The following is a 19,451-nucleotide window of genomic DNA, read 5'->3' as shown; positions in this document are numbered from 1 at the left end:
AAAGGGAAAGGTTTCCCTCTCCCTTTTACATTATGTCCAGATAAATGCGTTTTTCATAATCAGCGGATGCAGCCCGCAGCACTGTGCGAAAGGCACGAGCATTGCGGCCGTCCTTGCCGATCACTTTGCCAATATCAGATTCATGCACCTGAAGCTGATAGATGACCTTATGCTGCTCTTCCCTTTGATGCACGACGATCTGCTCAGGAAAATCAACAAGCGGAGCAACCATCGCTTCAATGAGTGCTTTCAGAATCGATCAGCCCTTTACTTCTGGTTTTTTGAGTCGTGGAACTTTTTCAAGATTCCTTCGTTAGAGAAAAGGTTACGAACTGTGTCGCTTGGCTTAGCGCCTTTAGCCATCCAGTCCATAGCTTTTACTTCATCCAATTTAACCTCAGCTGGGTTAACTGTTGGGTTATATGTTCCGATTTGCTCGATAATACGTCCGTCACGAGGAGAACGAGAATCAGCAACTACGACACGATAGAAAGGGTTTCTTTTAGAACCCATACGTTTTAGACGAATTTTAACTGCCATGTTGTTGCACCTCCAAAATAATGTTTCTCACAAGATATGATTGTATCAGATTAAATAATCACTGTAAAGGGTTTTTACATTACATAAAAGGAAATTTCATTCCGCGCCCTTTTTTACCCTTTTGCATGTTCGTCATTTGCTTCATCATCTTCTTCATATCTTCGAATTGTTTCAGCAGACGATTGACTTCGGAAACACTGCGCCCAGAGCCTTTTGCAATCCGTTTCTTGCGGCTGGCATTGATTAAAGACGGCTCCTGCCGTTCCTTGCGTGTCATCGATTGGATGATCGCTTCGACGTACACAAGCTGCTTTTCATCAAGCTGGACGTTCTTCATGCCTTTCATCTTGCCTGCGCCAGGAAGCATATCGAGAAGATCACCAAGCGGTCCCATTTTCTTCACCTGACTCATCTGCTCCAGGAAATCGTCGAAGGTGAAGCTCATGCTGCGCATTTTCTCTTCCAAGTCCCGCGCTTGCTTCTCATCGACATTTTCCTGTGCTTTCTCGATCAGGGAAAGCACGTCTCCCATCCCGAGGATACGGGATGCCATACGTTCCGGATGGAAGGCTTCCAGCTGGTCCGTACGCTCTCCCATACCGACGAATTTAATCGGCTTACCGGTAACAGCGCGGATGGACAATGCGGCACCGCCTCGTGTATCACCGTCAAGCTTCGTTAAGACTACGCCGGAGATATCGAGCTGGCTATCAAAACTTTCCGCAACGTTTACGGCATCTTGACCTGTCATCGCATCGACAACAAGGAAGATTTCCGCAGGTTTTACATCTGCTTTGATCTGTGTAAGCTCATCCATCAGCTTTTCATCCACATGCAGACGACCCGCTGTATCGATGATGACATAATCATGATGCTCTTCTTTCGCTTTCTTGATTGCTTCATTCGCAATATCCACAGGGTTTGCTTCTGTCCCCATTGAGAATACAGGCAGGCTAAGCTGCTTGCCAAGTGTCTCCAGCTGGTCGATGGCAGCCGGACGATATACGTCAGCTGCAACAAGCAATGGATTACGGTTATGCTTCTTGCGCAGAAGGTTGGCAAGCTTGCCGGTTGTTGTCGTCTTACCCGCACCTTGCAAACCAACCATCATAATGACAGTCGGCGGTCTGTCTGCGACAGCGATCTTGCTCTGCTCGCCGCCCATTAGCTGTGTCAGTTCTTCCTGAACAACCTTGATAACCTGCTGACCAGGTGTAAGGCTCTCCATTACTTCCTGGCCGATGGCCCGCTCTTTAATTTTGTTGATCAGTTGTTTAACAACTTTGAAGTTAACGTCTGCTTCTAAGAGAGCAAGTCGTACTTCCCTTGTCATTTCTTTTACGTCTTGTTCTGTAACTTTACCGCGCCCGCGTATTTTCTGTATCGTACTCTGCAGTCGGTCGGCTAATCCTTCAAATGCCATGGAATCGACCTCCTAATCTAATTCTTTTATCTTTTGGATCAGATCTTTTGCATCGGGCTGGCTGCCGGAGTCCATCAATTCTTCCAGCTCATCCAGCAGCGCACTCCTCTCCTTGAAGCGATCGTATAGATGAAGCTTTTTCTCATAGCTTTCAATCATCGCTTCGGTACGCCGGATATTATCATAGACTGCCTGACGGGAAACTTCAAATGTTTCCGCAATTTCCCCGAGCGACAGATCTTCCAGATAATACATTTCCATATAACTGCGCTGCTTCGGAGTAAGCAGTGCCTGATAAAAATCAAATAGATAATTCATTCGAGTTGTTTTCTCTAACATGCGCCGCACCCCTTGTTAAGTGAAATGCCTTTACAAAATTGTAGCCAACCAAGTGCACAGCTGTCAAGAAACTGCTATTCTGCTTCTTCCTCATCCTGCATCAAATCAGCGAATAAGCCATATACAAAGGCATTCGGATCGAATTCCTGCAAATCCTCCATCTGTTCGCCAAGACCGACGAACTTGACCGGGATGTTCATTTCATTCCGGATTGCCAAGACAATACCACCTTTAGCTGTTCCATCCAGCTTGGATAAAACAATACCAGACACATTGGCTGTCTCTTGGAATGTCTTCGCCTGTGCAAGAGCATTCTGACCAGTAGTTGCATCCAACACGAGCAGCACTTCATGCGGCGCTCCTGGAACCTCACGCTCGATGACGCGATGTACTTTGTTTAGTTCATTCATCAGATTCACTTTATTCTGAAGACGACCAGCGGTATCACATAGAAGAACATCTGCCCCTCGTGCCTGCGCCGCTTTAATACCATCATAGATGACAGCCGCAGGATCACTTCCAGCATTATGGCGGATTACTTCAACACCAGTCCGCTCTCCCCATACTTGCAGCTGCTCGATCGCTCCAGCCCGGAAAGTATCCCCGGCAGCCATGACGACTTTCTTGCCTTCCTGCTTCAGCTTATACGCCAGCTTACCGATACTAGTCGTCTTACCGACTCCGTTGACGCCGACAAACAAGTAAATGGTAAGGCCATCCTCATTGATTTTCAGCTTCTGCGGCTGTTCCTCTTCATCACCTTGGTAAATTTCAACCAGTTTCTCTGAGATAACATCTTTCAGCTGGATAGTATCTTTGATATTCTGACGTTTCGCTTCCATGCGGAGCTCATCCACCAGATCCATCACTGTGTTCACACCTACATCGGAAGCAATCAGTACTTCTTCCAATTCCTCAAAAAAGTCCTCATCCACTTTTCGATAACGCGCCATCAAATTATTCATTCGATCAGAGAAGGAAGTACGCGTCTTTTTCAGTCCTTCTTTGTACTTTTCAGGTGTTTTCTGCTCTGCTTCATTGTTTGTATTAGAGAATTTATTTTTCAATTTCTGAAAAAAGCTCATTTTGTTCTTCCTTTCTTATACCTTCACTAGTTCAGGCGCATCCTCCAGCCGGACGGACACCAATCTGGAAACGCCCGATTCCTGCATCGTCACACCATAAAGGACGTCCGCTTCCTCCATTGTACCCTTTCTGTGGGTTATGGCAATGAACTGGGTCTTTTCGCTGAAGTGCTTCATGTACTGCGCAAAACGGCTGACGTTTGCATCATCCAGAGCTGCTTCCACCTCGTCTAGAATACAGAATGGCACAGGTCTTACCCGCAAAATAGCAAACAGCAAGGCAATTGCTGTCAGGGCACGTTCTCCGCCTGAAAGCAAACCTAAATTTTGCAGTTTCTTACCTGGCGGCTGTGCGATAATATCGACACCTGTTTCCAGCAGATTATCAGAATCAGTCAGTTTCAGCTCCGCGTGTCCTCCGCCAAAGAGCGAACGGAACACTTCCGTGAATTCCGCCTTGATTTTATTGAACACATCTTCGAACAGACGCTTCATTTCTTCATCCATTTCATCAATTACGGCAAGCAATGTCGCTTTCGCCTGATAAAGGTCGTCCTTTTGTTCGGTAAGGAAGCTGTATCTTTCATTAATCCGGTCAAATTCCTCAATCGCGCCAACGTTGACGCTGCCGAGTTCCGAGATAGCACGTTTGATCAGCTTCACTTCGGTGCGGGCAGTTTCGATATCTTCTGCCCTACCAAACGACGCCAATGCTTTTTCGAATGTCAGGGAGTAGGTTTGCTGCAAGTTCATCAGTCGGTTTTCCAGCTCTACATCCAAACGGTTCGACCGGACTTCCTGATCTTGCACTTGCTGCACCAGATTTTGGTGGAGACGATTTGCTTCTTTGACAGAAAGCTCCTCTTGCTGCAACCAGTCATAGCGCTCCTGCCGTTCTGCTTTACGCTCTTCGATCAAGGTTGTTGTCTGCTGCTTATGCTGGTGCTTCACTCTGATCAGTTCCGTGATCTCTTCCTCTGTCTGGCCTTTCTCGCCAACTTCGGCCATTTGCTGCAGCACCCGCTGCTGATCTTCATATTTCTGCTTGGTAAGATCCAGCTGCTGTGTAAACTCACTGAGCCGCTGTCGCTGATTTTCAAGCTTAGCAAGGCTTTCAGCAGAACGTATTTGTAAGGCCTGCTGTTCGTCCCGTTTAATTTCCTTTGTCTGTTGCCAAGCCTGGTGAGCTTCCGTCAGCTCACTGATTTCCAGCTGTATATCCTGAAGCTTGAGATCCAAATCGACAAGTTCAGTCTGCAGGTGCTCGATGCGCTTCTCCACTTCTTCTCGTTCAGCGTCATACTGCGCATTATCCTGGTCATACATGGTGAGGTTATCATTGGCATGCATGAAGCGTATGCTTGTTTCGGTAAATGCTGCCTGGAGTTCCTGTTCCGATTCCTGCAGCTGCTTCAAGCTCTGTCTGGTTTCCTCTGCTGAAGTCTCCAACTGCTGAAGTTCTTCTTTCAGCTGTGCGACTTTACGTTCGAACACTTCTGTCCGGGCCTGGAAATCAGACAGTTTTTCCGTCACTTCCTGCATTTCCTTTTCTCTTGTAAACAGAGATTGACTATTGCGTTTTTGCGCTCCTCCAGTCATAGATCCCCCTGGGTTTACTACATCACCCGTAAGTGTAACAACGCGATACCGTCTGCCAAGAGCAGCAGCAATCGCATTGGCATGCTGCAAGTCTTCTGCGATGACCACATTTCCTAACAGAAAATCGACTGCTCTCTTGTACTGGGGATCGACCTTAATGAGATCTGCGGCAATACCGATGAATCCTTCCCGATTGGAAGCATTCCCCAACACATTGGCCGGTATCTGTTTCGGCTGGATTGATGATAGCGGCAAAAATGTAGCACGGCCATTATGCGTCTGTTTCAGCCAATTGATTGCCTGACGGGCACTTGCCTCCGTATCGACCACGATATGCTGAGCTTGACCTCCAAGAGCGGTTTCCATCGCTGTGACATACGCGGATGGTACATCGATCAACTCGATGACAGCCCCCTTGATTCCTTCGAGCTTTTGATCCTGACGCGCTTTGAGGATCGCTTTTACTCCTTGGAAAAATCCTTGGAACTCCTCTTTCATCTCCTGCAGCATCTCCTGCTTGGAACGAAGCTTCTCGATATGCTGATAGCCGGTGTACAGTTTGCTCTGTGCTTCCTGGTACTGCTCCCGTTTTTGCGCTGCTTCCATCCGAAGTGAATCTGCCTTTTCCTCAGCCTGTTCGCGGCTTACGGTAGCATCTTTCAATCTTGCAGCCAATTGTTCTCGTTTTTCACTGATTTCATCGCGATTCAAAACGATATCTTTATATTTTGTACGCTGACGTTCTTTTTTCGCATCGATACTAGTGAGCTGCTGTTTGAGTGAGTTCGTCTCATTCCGCTTTGCTGCTTGTTCATTCAGCAAATCGATATAATCACTCTTCTTTTCTTCTATTTGTTCACTCAAATCTTCCTGTGTGCGGGATAGCTGTTTGTCCAATGAGCGTAAATCTGATTTGATTGCTTTGTTCTCCAAATCCAACGCATCCAGGGCTGCTTGTTCCTGCTCCAGCTGTTTCAGCTGCTGCTCCAGTGTGACTCCCAGCTGCTCTGTATCTTTTTCCAGCTTTTCTTTGTTTTCTGCCAGATGCTTGGAGCGTTCATTCAACAGCTGTTTCTTGCCTTCCAGATTTTCAAGCTCTTGCGTCACAATTAGCAAGGAGGCTTGCAGTTCGTCGAGAGAAGCATCCAGCGCGTGCAATTCTGTCTTCTCCGATTCCAGCAGCTGTTCTTTTTCGCCTATTGCCTGCTTCTGGACTTCAAGCTCGTGCTTGTTCACTTCAAGCTCTTGCAGAACCGCTTGCCATTCTTTATGTAATTGCTCGATCTCCGCAACTAGCAATCCGATTTCGACATCTTTCAGCTGTGCTTTTTTCTCCAGAAAATCTTTTGCGATTGCAGCTTGCTCACGCAATGGTTCAAGCTGTCCTTCTATTTCATACGTAATATCTTCAACTCGATTTAAATTTTCCTGTGTTTCTGCCAGCTTATATTCTGCCTTCTTCTTTCGCTGCTTGTATTTCAGTACCCCGGCAGCTTCTTCGAAGATAGACCTTCTTTCTTCCGGTTTGGAGCTTAGGATCTCCTCTACTTTTCCTTGACTGATAATAGAGAAGGCTTCCCTTCCCAATCCGGAATCCATGAACAAGTCAATGATATCCTTCAGACGGCAGCTTTGGTTATTGATCAAAAATTGGCTCTCTCCAGAACGGAATACCCGCCTGGTCACACTCACTTCCTGATACTCCAGCGGTAACGTCTGATCGGCATTGTCCAATACAAGTGTCACTTCTGCTACATTAAGCGCTTTTCTCGTATCGCTGCCCTGGAAGATGATATCTTCCATCTTGGATCCACGCAGACTTTTTGCCGACTGCTCGCCTAATACCCAGCGGATGGCATCGGTTATATTACTTTTCCCGCTTCCATTCGGACCTACCACTGCCGTAACACCTGGTACAAAGTCAAGTGTCACTTTTTCGGCAAATGATTTGAATCCGACGGTTTCTAATCGTTTCAGGAACATACTCATTCTCCTATATTGAAAGCTTATCGCTTATTTCTGCATAGTTATTGGTTTCTCTTTTGTTTTTAACTTATTTATTTTATCATAAACTAAGGGTACATAATAGGTATCAATTACGTCAAAGGAGGCTCGCCCATGAAGCTCGAACAGGCATCAGAGGAGAACCTGTCCATCCTCATCAACGGCATAGCCGACCGGCTTGTTGTCGTCAACCGTTCCATCATGCAGCCAGAGGACTACAAGCTGGAGAATTATCATGATATTAAGTTCTTATATGATCATATCGAATCTAAAGGACAGCTCAGTGTATCAGAGACAGAAGCATTCATCCAAGAGCTGGCGAACTATCGAAAATAAAAAAACGGCGGAGACAACTTTACTCTCCGCCGTTTTTCTATTCTGTTAAAGCTTCCAACGCAATACGGGCTGCCTGCTGCTCTGCTTCCTTTTTTGTCCGGCCGGTTCCAGTACCGACAAGTTCTCCCTGAACCTTCAGCTCGGCAACGAATTCACGGCTGTGGGCAGGACCTCTTTCATCAACGATTGTATACGTGATCACTTTATCTTTGTCCTGCTGGATAACTTCCTGCAGCCTGCTCTTGTAATCCATCGCATGTGAAAAAGCACCTTGGCTGATTTTAGGAAAGACGATTTTTTCGAAAAAACCGAGTACCACATCGAAATCCTGATCAAGATACAAAGCACCGACAAATGCCTCGAACACATCAGCCAGTAATGCTGGACGTGTTCTGCCTCCCGTGCGCTCTTCCCCTTTTCCGAGCAGCACATATGTACCAAGATCCATTTCTTTGGCGAACAATACGAGGGATTCCTCTCTGACTATAGCAGCTCGGAGTTTCGTCATATTCCCTTCCGGCATATCAGGGTAATGCTTGTACAGAAATTGGGATACACCAAGCTCCAATACAGCATCGCCAAGGAATTCCAATCGTTCGTTATCCGTCTTCTTCAGGTGACGATGTTCATTCACATAAGATGAATGGGTCAAGGCATTCTGCAATAAAGCTTCATCATGGAAATGAATCCCAAGCTTCTCCTGCAGTTTATCTAAGCTCATTCTGCTGTCCCCACTTTCCAGTTGTTGTGATGATGCGGAGAAAGTCCCGCCTACAAAGTGACGGGACTTTCTCCTATGCATCTTATTTAAATCTTACTGTTTGCTGTTTATGTAGTTTACAGCGTCGCCAACAGTAGCGATTTTTTCCGCATCTTCATCAGAAATTTCCATGTCGAATTGATCTTCCAATTCCATAACCAATTCCACAACATCAAGGGAATCTGCTTCTAGATCTTCTTTGAAAGAAGCCTCTAGTGTTACTTTGGATTCGTCTACATCAAGACGATCAATAACGATTTGTTTTACTTGCTCGAATACATCTGCCATAGGAAATTCACCTCCCTTCAGTATTATAGGACATTTCGTCCCGGAAAACTACAATTATTTCATTGTATTACATCACCATGCCGCCATCGATGTGCAGCGTTTGTCCAGTCATGTAATTACTGTCCTCAGATGCAAGGAAACGAACGACACGGGCAACGTCTTCCGGCTTGCCTGGTTTACCAAGCGGAATCATGCTTTGCATTGCCTGCTTCTGTTCATCTGTCATTTCATCCGTCATATCAGTCGTGATGAATCCTGGAGCAACGGCATTCACTAAAACGTTTCGCGCAGCAAGCTCTTTGGCTGCAGTTTTCGTTAAACCGATGACTCCTGCTTTTGCAGCTACATAGTTAGCTTGCCCAGGATTACCGCTGACACCAACAATGCTCGCTACATTGATGATGCGGCCAGCTTTTTGTTTCATCATTTGACGTGTTACTGCTTTCGTGCAAAGGAATACGCCTTTCAAATTCGTCTGGATGACTGCATCGAAATCCTCTTCCTTCATGCGCATAAGGAGGTTATCACGTGTGATACCAGCATTATTTACCAGTATATCCAAGCTGCCGAATGCTTCAATAGTTTGCTTGACCATATCTTTTACGCTTGTTTCTTCTGCTACATTCGCTTGGATCACGATTGATTCCTGCCCGAGAGCACGAATTTCCTCTGCAACTGCCTCTGCCTTTTCTTTGCTTCCGGAGTAGTTTACCGCTACATTCACGCCATTACGCGCAAGTTCCAATGCAATTTCTCGGCCAATTCCGCGGGATGCACCAGTAACGAGAGCTGCTTTACCTGATAGCATTTATTCTTCCTCCTTGTACCACGTCAAAAATGCTTGCAATGTTTCGGGATCTTGTACATTGAAAGTTGTCGTGCGGCGGTTAATTTTCTTTACTAATCCGCTTAGTACTTTTCCGTTTCCTACTTCTACAATCGCATCCAGTTCGTCATTTTGCAGCATGTTGACAATAGTTTCTTCAAAACGGACTGGAGAGTATAGCTGTTGAACGAGCAGCTGTTCAATCTCTTTTTGATCAAGAACCTTCTCAGCTGTTACGTTTGCATAAACAGGAATCGATGCATCGGCTTTCTCCACGTCTGCAAGTACAGATGCAAATTCTTCCGCAGCTTGTTTCATCAATCTGGAATGGAATGGACCGCTGACGTTCAGCGGAAGCACGCGTTTAGCTCCAGCTTCTTTCAAAAGCGGCTCAGCAAGTTCAATTCCTTTTTTCGTACCGGAAATGACGATCTGACCAGGGCAGTTGATATTCGCAGCATCGACAATTTCACCATGCTCCTTATCAACTGATTGGAGAGCAATCTTGATGTCTTCCAGACTTAGCCCTAATACCGCAGCCATAGAACCTTGCCCTGCCGGATAGGCTTTTTCCATCAGCTGACCACGCTTGTTAACAAGCACAGCTGCTTCTTCCGCACGAAAAACGCCAGCAGCAACAAGTGCACTGTATTCTCCCAAGCTGTGACCGGCCGTAACGACTGGTCTAACGCCCTCATTCTGTAAAACTTGATAGATGGCAGCACTTGTGAGAAGCAATGCTGGCTGTGCATTCTCTGTTTTCGTAAGCTCTTCTGCCGGTCCTTCAAACATCAAAGGTGTTATTGGCTGCGGCAATAATTCGTCTGCCGCTTGGAAAAGACTTTTCACTTCATCATATGCGTTGTACATTTCCTGAGCCATGCCCACTGCTTGTGAGCCTTGTCCAGGAAATACAAAAGCTACTCGTTTCACTTAACGTCCTCCTCGTCTTTCTTGATGCTCTGGATCGTATCTTTGATAATTCCTGTTACATTATTTTCTGCCATTTGCTTTGTTTGCAGGATAGCAACTTGGATAGCACGCGCATTGGAGGAACCGTGCGCCTTCACAAAAGGTGCAGCAAGCCCAAACAAAGCGGCACCGCCATATTCTGCATATTCTGTGCTTGCTTTAATTTCCTTCAGCTGTGGTTTCATCATGGCAGCTGCAAGCTTGGTCTTTGTATTTTTTAAGAAGGCCTTCTTGATCGTCGTGAAGAACATCGATGCTGCTCCCTCTATTGTTTTGAGGGCGATATTGCCGCTAAAGCCGTCCGTCACAACAACATCAAAATCTCCAGAAAGGAAATCCCGGCCTTCTACATTACCGATAAAGTTTATCGGGGCACTGCTGAGAAGCTCGAATGCTTTCTTCGTCAGGTCGTTACCCTTGCCTTCTTCCGTGCCTACATTAAGCAATCCTACACGAGGATTTTTTATCCCGCGAACTTTCTCCGCATAGATGGAGCCCATTACGCCGTATTGTAATAGATGGTTCGCTTTAGCGTCAATGTTCGCACCAACATCAAGCAGGACGAACCCCTTTCCATCCACCGTCGGAAGAGTTGGGGACAGCGCCGGACGCTCGATGCCTTTAATGCGGCCGACTATCATCAGACCTGCTGTCATGATGGCACCTGTATTTCCTGCTGAAACACAGGCATCAGCACGACCTTCTTTTACTTCCTGAGCAGTCAGTACAAGTGACGACTGCTTCTTGCGCCGGATAGCCCGGACAGGCTCGTCGTCTGCTGTAATGTACTCCTCTGTATGTATAATCCGAATGTTAGCCGGACGGATCTCACCTAAATGCAGTTCGATCTTGCTTTGATCTCCAACCAGTGTCAGCTCCAAGGATGCATCCTCTGTAGCTGCAAGAACGGCACCTTTGACTATCTCTTCCGGTGCGTTGTCGCCACCCATTGCGTCGATTGCTATTCGCATAACTTATTTCCCTTCTTTCACGCTCGAGCGGAACATCTCGAACGTACCTTTAAATACTTCTTCTTGGTCAACAGCACTATCCACTTGGATGACCGTCCGCTTCCTGTCCTGCCGGATGACCTTCGCTTTGGCTACTACTCTTTCATGGAGTTTCACTTGTCTCGTGAAGGTGATCTCTGAGTGGAAGGTTAGTGCGAACGGATCATCGATCAACGCAACCGCTAAGGAATTGGCTTGCGCAAACAGATGATGCCCTCTGGCAATCTGGTTCCGTGTGAAAACGTGCTCTGGTTTTATATCCAATATACTGATCGCCCGTTCATCCAGCTCCAAATCGATGATTTCCCCGATTACCTCATCAATATTGATGGATTTCACGGTTTCATCCCACTGGGAATTAGCGACGTGCTTAATTCGTTCCCGCAGCTCAGGAATTGTCAGTTCCATGCGATCCAAACGGATAGTCTGTATGCTGACAGCGAATTTCTTCGCCAATTCCTCGTCTGTAATGAACGGTGTTTTTTCAATCGTTTCCCGCAGTAAGTCCTGTCTGTCTTTTTTGCTTCTTCTCATTTCTCCACCGCCAAAATTAAGACTAGGTACTAAAAGTAATATATAATAGCAGGCCAGAATTTGCAACAGCCGTTTTAGTCGAGAACGTTTCCATTCAGCGCAAACTCTGTGTCCAGCGCTTGCAATAAATTACGATAAGCAGGGTCATTTTCCAATCTTTCTTCTGCAATAATTTGCTCTGCATCCTTACGTGCTGTTTCAAGTGCCCGGTAGTCGTGCACCATGTCGCCAACCTTGAATTCCGGTATACCGCTTTGCTTTTTACCAAAGAAATCACCAGGACCCCTGAGCTGCAAATCCTGCTCGGACAGCTCGAATCCATTCGTCGTTTCTGTCATGATACGCATGCGTTCTTTTCCGATTTCTCCTTTTGGTTCAGCAATCAAAATACAATAACTTTGTGCATCCCCACGACCTACACGTCCCCGGAGCTGATGCAGCTGGGATAGTCCGAAGCGCTCTGCATCATAGATGATCATCAGCGTAGCATTTGGAACGTTCACCCCGACTTCCACTACTGTGGTAGATACGAGGACTTGGGTTTCATTTTCGGCGAATTCCTTCATAACGGCGTCTTTTTCATCAGCAGGCAAACGTCCATGCATAAGCCCGACACGAATATCCGGCTCAAAAACAGCAGCCAGCATCTGATGCAGATCGACTGCATTCTGGATATCCAGCTTGTCCGATTCCTCAATCAGCGGGCTTATGACATATGCCTGATGACCGGCTGCGACTTCCTTCCGGATGAAATCCAGCACCCGATCTATCGTATTTTCCTTAACCCAATACGTCTCTATTTCTTTACGCCCAGCTGGCATCTCATCAATAGCTGATACATCCATATCACCGAATGCAGTGATTGCCAGTGTACGCGGAATCGGTGTAGCTGTCATGAACAGAACGTCCGGGTGAAGACCTTTATCTCGCAGCGTTCGTCGCTGCGCAACGCCAAATCGATGCTGTTCATCGACTATAGCAAGCGCAAGGTTTTTATAATGCACTTCATCTTGAATCAATGCATGTGTTCCAACAACAATATCTACTTCTCCATTGACAATTTGTTCGAGAACGGCTTTCCGGCGCTTGCCTTTCACACTTCCTGTGAGCAACGCTACGGTAGCGAAACCATCCAGCATACTAGATAAGGACTGGGCATGCTGCTCAGCTAGAATCTCTGTCGGGACCATAATCGCACCCTGTTTACCTGCTGTAACGGCTGCATAAAGCGCAACAGCTGCAACAGCCGTTTTACCGGAACCAACATCCCCTTGTAAAAGGCGGTTCATCCGGTAAGGAGAATGCAGATCCCGCATAATATCCTTGAGCACTCTCTGCTGGGCGTTCGTCAACGTAAAAGGAAGCGTAGCTACAAAAGCTTGTACCTTCTCTTTATCATAAGCTAAGCTTCCTCCAGCCGATGCTTCCCGTTTTTGTTTACGGATAAACTGCATTTTAAGCTGGAACAATAGAAATTCCTCATAAGTGAATCGTCTCCGAGCATGAGCCAGCGCCTGTCTGTCAGGTGGAAAGTGCATATAATGTAATGCTGTTTTCCTATCTGGCATTTTATAGGATGCTAAAAATGATGCTGGCAGGATTTCCTCGATGTCTTCATCATACTGTTCCAGCGCCTGTTTCACACTTTTTTGCAGCTGCCGTACTGTCACTGTACCTTTCACACCATAAACGGGCTGAACCGGAGTCAGCTCATCCGCTCCGCCAACCTTGAAGTTACTGACAGTAAGCTGCAGACGATGCTGATCCCATTTCCCTGTCATCGTCACTTTCTTGCCCGGCATCAGCTGTTTCTGGGCAAATGCACGATTGAACATGATCGCCTTCACTGCAACATTCTCAACGAGGAGCGTTACAGTTAGTTTGTTCTTTTTCCGTCCGTAATATTGCACTTGAGCCGGAGAGGCGATTTCACCTTCAATCGTCACTTTATCATCATGAATCAGTTCAGCTAACGGCTGGACATCGAAGACATCATACCGATACGGCAGATGAAAAAGGAGATCTTCGACTGTGAAGATCCCCATATTCGCCAATCCTTCCGCGAGCTTTGCACCGATTCCTTTTACTTGATCAACCGGTTGCTTCAGCAAATTTCTCACTCTTTCCCTTTGTTTATCCCATAAATCATATCTGCCAGTCTGCGTCCAGTTGGTGTGGCAGCCAAACCGCCTTCCGCTGTTTCGCGAAGTGCTGACGGCATACTCTTACCGATCCGGTACATAGCCCCAATCACTTCATCACAAGGTATCCTGCTTGTGACACCCGCAAGCGCCATATCAGCAGATACAATGGCATTAGAAGCTCCGGCGGCGTTTCTCTTAATACACGGCACTTCTACCAGTCCAGCGACTGGATCACATACAAGTCCGAGCATGTTTTTTAACGTTATTGCAAAAGCTTCGGCACTTTGTTCTGGTGTACCGCCAGCCATTTCAACCACAGCTGCACTGGCCATTGCAGCAGCAGAGCCTACTTCAGCCTGGCATCCACCTTCTGCACCGCTGATGGAGGCATTGTTGGCTACAACGAATCCAAAAGCTCCTGCTGTGAACAGGAAACGAATCATTTGCTCACGAGTCGGATTCAGCCTTTCTTTAACAGCAAATAACGCCCCCGGCACACATCCCGCACTTCCTGCGGTTGGCGTGGCGCAAATCATTCCCATCGCTGCATTTACTTCGTTGGTGGCAACAGCTTTACTTACAGCATCTAAAAGCAGATGTCCAGAAAGCGTGTTGCCTTTCGCCATATATTGCTGAAGCAAAACAGCATCGTTTCCTGTCAAACCAGAGTGAGATGTCACACCTTGCAACCCTCGTTCCACTGCTTCCTCCATGATTACTAAATTTCGCTCCATCTGTCCCATTACTTCCTCACGGGAACGCTGATGGACATCCATCTCCTGGCGGATCATCACTTCTGATATGGAAATGCTGTCCGCATTTGCTTGTTCAAGCAATTCCGCTACATTGCGAAACATATTCATTCCTCCTGTTTAATTGATCAAGCGGGATACACGGTTGATGTGCGAAGCTTTTTCTAATATATGCATCACATCATCCTCCACGTTTTGATCCGTCTCGATCACCATAAGCGCATCCTTTCCGACATCCTTCCGGGAAACCTCCATATGCGCTATATTAATCTCGTGCTGAGCCAAAATTTGAGTCACGGAAGCTATCGCACCAAAACGATCATTATGCATAATCAAAATAGCCGGCTTATTACCTGACATACGCAGTTCAAAGCCGTTTAGCTCAGTGATTTCGACTTTTCCGCCGCCGATAGAGATACCGACCAGCTCCATGCTGCTCTCTTCTGTTCCAAGCTTTATTCTTGCTGTATTTGGATGTTCCGTAGCAGCTGTATCTTCAATGAATTCTATTTTCATATTTTGTTTTTTGGCTGTTTCCAATGCGAACCTGATTCGATCATCATCTGTATCATAGCCAAGCAGACCGCCGGCAATTGCCAAGTCAGTACCATGACCGCGATATGTTTTAGCAAACGACCCATATAGATGCACCGTCGCCCAAGTCGGTTCTATTCCGAAGATCAGTCTTGCAGCACGTCCGATACGGGCTGCTCCGGCAGTATGCGAACTGGATGGACCGACCATGACCGGTCCGATAATATCAAATACGGATTGATATTTCATAGGCTCACTCCTTCTTCTTCTATTTTAGCATGCATCACACATATGTTCCTACTGTAACCAATGAAAAAAGCTCCCGTTAAGGAGCTTTCCCCGTAATTATTCTACTGCGACCAAGTACGTATAAACAGGCTGATTACCTTCATGGATCTCCAGTTCCGCTTCAGGGAATTTTCCTTCCACAAAATCCTCCAAGCGATCATCGGCATCGACCGCGTCTTCACCGCGAATCACTGTGATTAATTCATCCTCTTCACTGACCATTTGCTCAAGCAGGAGCTCCAGCGCCTGTTCTGCGTCAGAAGCAGCTGAGATGATCTTGCTTTCTTGTATAGCGATGAACTGCCCTTCTTTTATCGATACGCCCTCGATTGTCGTATCACGAACAGCATGTGTCACTTGTCCGGATTTCACCTGCGAAATTGCCTCTGTCATAGCTTCAGCATTGCCGTCTGCTGCCTGGGTCACATCAAAAGCAAGCAAAGAACGCATCCCCTGCGGTATTGTTTTCGTTGGAACAACAAACGCCTGCACCTCTGCCATTTTAGCTGCCTGCTCTGCAGCCATGATGATATTCTTGTTATTAGGCAAAATATAAACAGAATCTGCATTAGCTGCTTTAATGGCGTCCGCAATGTCCTGTGTACTTGGATTCATAGTCTGTCCGCCTGAAATGACGACATTTGCTCCAAGGCTCTCAAATAATGCTTTTACGCCTTCTCCCATTGCAACTGTCACAACGGCGTGCTGATTACGTTCTTTCTTTTCTTTATTACCGACAATCGCCGCATGCTGTTCCCGCATATTTTCGATTTTCATATTGATCAGACTGCCATATTGCTGACTATATGTCATTACTTCTCCAGGATACTCGGTGTGAATATGGACCTTTACGACATCTTCGTCGGCTACAACAAGCAAGGAATCTCCTCGACCGTTCAATTCCTCACGATAAGCCTGTTCATCAAAAGGCTGCTCCCGAAGCTTGTCCTCTTCGAATTTGACCATAAATTCTGTGCAATAGCCATACGTAATATCAGCTGTATCCAAGAAATCCTGCGCTTGCTTATGATGCTCCGCACTGACGAGATTCTCCATCTTGCCATGCTGCACCTCTGCAGGCAGTTCTTCTCCTGTCAGAGCTGCAAGGAATCCTTCATACACAGTAACCAATCCTTGGCCTCCGCTGTCTACAACGCCAACTTCCTTTAATACAGGGAGCAATTCCGGCGTACGGCTCAGACTTATCTTTGCAGATTCAACCACATACCTGAAAAGCTCTATCGGATCTGCTTCGGTCTTGGATTTTTCGACTGCAGCTGCTGCAGCGTCCTTTGCTACTGTAAGTATCGTTCCTTCTACAGGCTTCATGACCGCCTTATAAGCCGTTTTGACACCTGCATCCAGCGCATTGGCCAATTGTCCAGCTGTCAAATCCTTCTGCCCTTCCAATGCTTTGGCAAAGCCACGGAAAAGCTGAGAGAGAATGACACCAGAGTTGCCCCTTGCTCCCATCAGCAGACCTTTGGCAAAAGCCGCAGCAAGCACACCGACTTCTTCACTGTCGGCCTCTTGTACAGCTTTTGCCCCAGACGTTATCGTCAAATTCATGTTTGTACCTGTATCGCCATCCGGCACGGGAAATACATTCAGCGCATCAATCGTCTTAGCGTTATTCGCCAGATGATGTGCACCAGTCAGCAGCATCCCCGCAAATGTCTTTCCATCCACATTTCCAACACTCAAACCGTTTCCTCCTTAAATCTGCCGGCTATCCTAGTCTGCAGAAACACTGACGCCTTGTATATAAATGTTCACAGAGCTCGTCAGTACGCCCAATGCCCGATCCAATGTATATTTCACTTGGGATTGCACATTATGTGCAACCTCGGATATCTTCGTTCCATAACTTACAATAATATGTAAGTCGATCTGGACTTTGTTGTCCGCCTGGGTCACAACTATCCCTTTAGAATAGTTCTCCCTGCGGAGTATTTCTGCTATGCCGTCACGTAATTGATGTCTGGAAGCCATACCAACGATGCCATAGCATTTTACCGCGGCACTTCCAGCCAATGTTGCGATCACATCCGTGGCGATCGTAATACTTCCATCTTCTGTAGTCAGATGAAGGGTCATACGGCTCCTCCTAACACTTCTCAAATCTATCCCTACTATACTATATGGAAGCTCCATTTGAAAGCGGATTAAAAATAGCCCTTTTTACAATGCCAGCTAAACAGTTTACTGTCAAGTAATTTTTCTTGATATATTTTTGTTAGATTATTGCATTACGTGCCGAGTTGTGATAAATTTGTTTAGTGTTAAAAATTAACTCGTAATATTAGGAGGGATAACATGGGACGCAAATGTGTAATCACAGGACGTACTACTCGTTCTGGTAATGCTCGTTCTCATGCCATGAACGCTAATAAACGTACTTGGAAAGCAAACGTTCAAAAAGTTCGCATTCTTGTTGACGGTAAACCTAAAAAAGTTTACGTTTCAGCTCGTGCACTTAAAAAAGGTAACATCGAACGCGTATAAATAGCATTTCTAAAATACTTTTATGGTAGCATTCGCATGCGACAAAAAAAGCACCCTTTCTCGAAGGAGTGCTTTTTTTGTGCTAATCTTTTTTAAACGTTCCGATAATGACGCGGACGAAGCCACCGATGAACCTCGGGAGTTTAAAGGTATAAAATTTCATAAGATCCCCTTCCTCCTTTTTCCTGAGCAGCCTAAACGCTGTAGCTTTTAAACATCCTTGCTCTTTATCATTATTACTATGCCTGAAGCAAATGAATAAGTACCAGATTGTGCAACAAGCTCATTGGAGATGGACAATGTTTCTCCCCAATGGATTGAAGCATCTGTTAAAGGATATTTAAAGCCAGTCAATGTTAGACCAGTAACTTGCTCAGAGAAGGAAAGAAATGATATATAACGATATGCATCATCTTGTTCTGTCCGGTATGTACCCGGTCGATGCATCCGGATATTGTTCTGCTGGTCGATGATGACAGCTTGCTCGAAGCTGTCCAGCAGCCGGTAAAGCATCTGGATGTTGATCAGTTCATGATCCAGCCTTCCGCCGGTCACCCCATACACCGCCACACTTTCAGCGCCCAACTCTTCGGCTTGACGAATGGCGAGTTCAAAATCTGTTTCATCTTTTTCAGGCGGATACACCAGCACCTGATCTGCGAAACGACGGATCATAATCAATTCTTCTTCCGACACAGAATCAAAATCACCAACAGCCACTCTCATCCGGATACCCGCAGATGCGAGCGCTAGTGCACCTGCATCTGCTCCGATCCATATGTGATGATATTCAGAATGTAAGTCCGGCAGCCTTCCTGCACCGCCGACAAGCCCAACACTAAGCTTGGTACCCATGTGTCATTCAGCTGCTTTCCGGATTGCAGCGATTGCCGCCGCCCGGTCTTCCTGATTATAGACAGCACTTCCAGCAACTAGCACATCCGCACCGGCATCCGTACATAGTCCTGCTGTTTCGATATTCACACCGCCATCAATCTCGATTTCGAAGTCGAGCTCGAGTGCTTCCCGTAGTTTGGACAGCTCTTCTACTTTCTTCAGCACGGAAGGAATGAATCGCTGGCCGCCAAAGCCTGGGTTCACCGTCATCAACAACACCATATCCAGCTCAGGCAGCATCTCTTCAATCAAGCTGACCGGAGTGGCAGGATTCAATACAACACCAGCTCTTACCCCTTGTTCCTTGATCATCATGATTGTGCGGTGCAAATGTATGCAAGCCTCTTGGTGGACTGTAATGATATCGGCTCCAGCCTTGACGAACTCTTCAATATATCGATCAGGGTTTTCGATCATCAAATGCACATCAAGGGGCAGCTTTGTCACAGGACGAATCGCCTCTACGATAAGGGGGCCGATCGTTATATTCGGGACAAAATGACCGTCCATGACATCGACATGGATGTAGTCGGCTCCGCCTTTTTCTACATCGCGAATTTCATTCGCCAAATTAGCGAAGTCAGCTGAAAGAATAGATGGTGCGATTTTCGTCAT

22 protein-coding genes are annotated in these 19,451 nt (G+C 46.4%); 2 read left to right on the top strand and 20 right to left on the bottom strand.

What is annotated here, in order from left to right:
- Positions 1-25 precede the first annotated feature (25 nt).
- The 6 genes from ABXS78_RS07715 to smc all read right to left on the bottom strand — a co-directional run bounded on the left by ABXS78_RS07715 (position 26) and on the right by smc (position 6,969).
- Positions 26-253, bottom strand: coding sequence for a KH domain-containing protein (locus ABXS78_RS07715; protein WP_095223096.1), 228 nt, complete (start codon positions 251-253; stop codon positions 26-28).
- Positions 254-267: 14 nt separating this feature from the next.
- On the bottom strand, positions 268-540 hold the full coding sequence (gene rpsP, locus ABXS78_RS07710; RefSeq protein WP_095217635.1) for a 30S ribosomal protein S16: 273 nt from the start codon (positions 538-540) through the stop codon (positions 268-270).
- Positions 541-619: 79 nt separating this feature from the next.
- Complete coding sequence (gene ffh, locus ABXS78_RS07705; protein WP_095223095.1) at positions 620-1,963, bottom strand: signal recognition particle protein; 1,344 nt, start codon at positions 1,961-1,963, stop codon at positions 620-622.
- Between the two features lie 12 nt (positions 1,964-1,975).
- On the bottom strand, positions 1,976-2,302 hold the full coding sequence (locus tag ABXS78_RS07700; RefSeq protein WP_095223094.1) for a putative DNA-binding protein: 327 nt from the start codon (positions 2,300-2,302) through the stop codon (positions 1,976-1,978).
- 74 nt (positions 2,303-2,376) lie between these two features.
- Entirely contained in the window at positions 2,377-3,387 is a 1,011-nt protein-coding gene (ftsY, locus tag ABXS78_RS07695; protein ID WP_366249591.1) for a signal recognition particle-docking protein FtsY, read from the bottom strand.
- A gap of 15 nt (positions 3,388-3,402) precedes the next feature.
- Positions 3,403-6,969: a chromosome segregation protein SMC gene (smc, locus tag ABXS78_RS07690; protein WP_366249590.1), complete on the bottom strand. Its 3,567-nt coding sequence runs from the start codon at positions 6,967-6,969 to the stop codon at positions 3,403-3,405.
- A gap of 135 nt (positions 6,970-7,104) precedes the next feature.
- On the opposite strand from smc, the gene ABXS78_RS07685 reads away from it, so the two are divergent.
- Complete coding sequence (locus ABXS78_RS07685; RefSeq protein ID WP_366249589.1) at positions 7,105-7,326, top strand: DUF1128 domain-containing protein; 222 nt, start codon at positions 7,105-7,107, stop codon at positions 7,324-7,326.
- Positions 7,327-7,363: 37 nt separating this feature from the next.
- Here the strand turns inward: ABXS78_RS07685 and rnc are convergent, their stop codons facing one another.
- From rnc to ABXS78_RS07630, 11 genes are all read right to left on the bottom strand, one after another.
- Complete coding sequence (rnc, locus tag ABXS78_RS07680; RefSeq protein WP_095223090.1) at positions 7,364-8,047, bottom strand: ribonuclease III; 684 nt, start codon at positions 8,045-8,047, stop codon at positions 7,364-7,366.
- A gap of 93 nt (positions 8,048-8,140) precedes the next feature.
- Positions 8,141-8,374 carry an acyl carrier protein gene (gene acpP, locus ABXS78_RS07675; RefSeq protein ID WP_093726628.1) on the bottom strand — a complete coding sequence of 78 codons (234 nt, stop codon included), beginning with the start codon at positions 8,372-8,374 and terminating at the stop codon, positions 8,141-8,143.
- A 67-nt stretch (positions 8,375-8,441) separates the two neighbouring features.
- Entirely contained in the window at positions 8,442-9,182 is a 741-nt protein-coding gene (gene fabG, locus ABXS78_RS07670; RefSeq protein ID WP_366249588.1) for a 3-oxoacyl-[acyl-carrier-protein] reductase, read from the bottom strand.
- Positions 9,183-10,133, bottom strand: a complete 951-nt coding sequence (fabD, locus tag ABXS78_RS07665; protein ID WP_366249587.1) for an ACP S-malonyltransferase — start codon at positions 10,131-10,133, stop codon at positions 9,183-9,185.
- Positions 10,130-11,143 (bottom strand): phosphate acyltransferase PlsX, encoded by a 1,014-nt coding sequence (gene plsX / locus ABXS78_RS07660; protein ID WP_366249586.1) that lies wholly within the window; start codon positions 11,141-11,143, stop codon positions 10,130-10,132. Before plsX ends, fabD begins: the two co-directional genes overlap by 4 nt.
- A gap of 3 nt (positions 11,144-11,146) precedes the next feature.
- On the bottom strand, positions 11,147-11,716 hold the full coding sequence (fapR, locus tag ABXS78_RS07655) for a transcription factor FapR (RefSeq protein ID WP_095223086.1): 570 nt from the start codon (positions 11,714-11,716) through the stop codon (positions 11,147-11,149).
- Between the two features lie 74 nt (positions 11,717-11,790).
- Complete coding sequence (gene recG, locus ABXS78_RS07650) at positions 11,791-13,827, bottom strand: ATP-dependent DNA helicase RecG (RefSeq protein WP_366249585.1); 2,037 nt, start codon at positions 13,825-13,827, stop codon at positions 11,791-11,793.
- Positions 13,828-13,832: 5 nt separating this feature from the next.
- Positions 13,833-14,717 carry an L-serine ammonia-lyase, iron-sulfur-dependent, subunit alpha gene (sdaAA, locus tag ABXS78_RS07645; RefSeq protein WP_095223084.1) on the bottom strand — a complete coding sequence of 295 codons (885 nt, stop codon included), beginning with the start codon at positions 14,715-14,717 and terminating at the stop codon, positions 13,833-13,835.
- 15 nt (positions 14,718-14,732) lie between these two features.
- Positions 14,733-15,395, bottom strand: a complete 663-nt coding sequence (gene sdaAB / locus ABXS78_RS07640) for an L-serine ammonia-lyase, iron-sulfur-dependent subunit beta (protein WP_366249584.1) — start codon at positions 15,393-15,395, stop codon at positions 14,733-14,735.
- A 96-nt stretch (positions 15,396-15,491) separates the two neighbouring features.
- The gene (locus ABXS78_RS07635; RefSeq protein WP_366249583.1) at positions 15,492-17,138 is read right to left on the bottom strand and encodes a DAK2 domain-containing protein; all 1,647 of its coding nucleotides are present in this window, start codon (positions 17,136-17,138) and stop codon (positions 15,492-15,494) included.
- A 30-nt stretch (positions 17,139-17,168) separates the two neighbouring features.
- Entirely contained in the window at positions 17,169-17,531 is a 363-nt protein-coding gene (locus ABXS78_RS07630; protein WP_038560079.1) for an Asp23/Gls24 family envelope stress response protein, read from the bottom strand.
- 219 nt (positions 17,532-17,750) lie between these two features.
- On the opposite strand from ABXS78_RS07630, the gene rpmB reads away from it, so the two are divergent.
- Positions 17,751-17,939, top strand: a complete 189-nt coding sequence (gene rpmB, locus ABXS78_RS07625; RefSeq protein ID WP_038560076.1) for a 50S ribosomal protein L28 — start codon at positions 17,751-17,753, stop codon at positions 17,937-17,939.
- 82 nt (positions 17,940-18,021) lie between these two features.
- On the opposite strand, the gene spoVM is transcribed toward rpmB, so the two are convergent.
- Genes spoVM through rpe form a run of 3 tightly spaced genes read right to left on the bottom strand, consistent with a single transcriptional unit; the run spans position 18,022 to position 19,451 of the window.
- Positions 18,022-18,102, bottom strand: coding sequence for a stage V sporulation protein SpoVM (gene spoVM, locus ABXS78_RS07620; protein ID WP_077309667.1), 81 nt, complete (start codon positions 18,100-18,102; stop codon positions 18,022-18,024).
- 47 nt (positions 18,103-18,149) lie between these two features.
- The gene (locus tag ABXS78_RS07615) at positions 18,150-18,794 is read right to left on the bottom strand and encodes a thiamine diphosphokinase (protein WP_366249582.1); all 645 of its coding nucleotides are present in this window, start codon (positions 18,792-18,794) and stop codon (positions 18,150-18,152) included.
- Positions 18,795-18,797: 3 nt separating this feature from the next.
- The gene (gene rpe, locus ABXS78_RS07610; protein ID WP_366249898.1) at positions 18,798-19,451 is read right to left on the bottom strand and encodes a ribulose-phosphate 3-epimerase; all 654 of its coding nucleotides are present in this window, start codon (positions 19,449-19,451) and stop codon (positions 18,798-18,800) included.

The sequence above is a fragment of the Terribacillus aidingensis genome (assembly GCF_040703035.1).
Lineage (GTDB): Bacteria > Bacillota > Bacilli > Bacillales > Amphibacillaceae > Terribacillus.
Note: the sequence above shows the minus strand (reverse complement) of the source record. Positions and strands in the feature narration are given on the sequence as shown.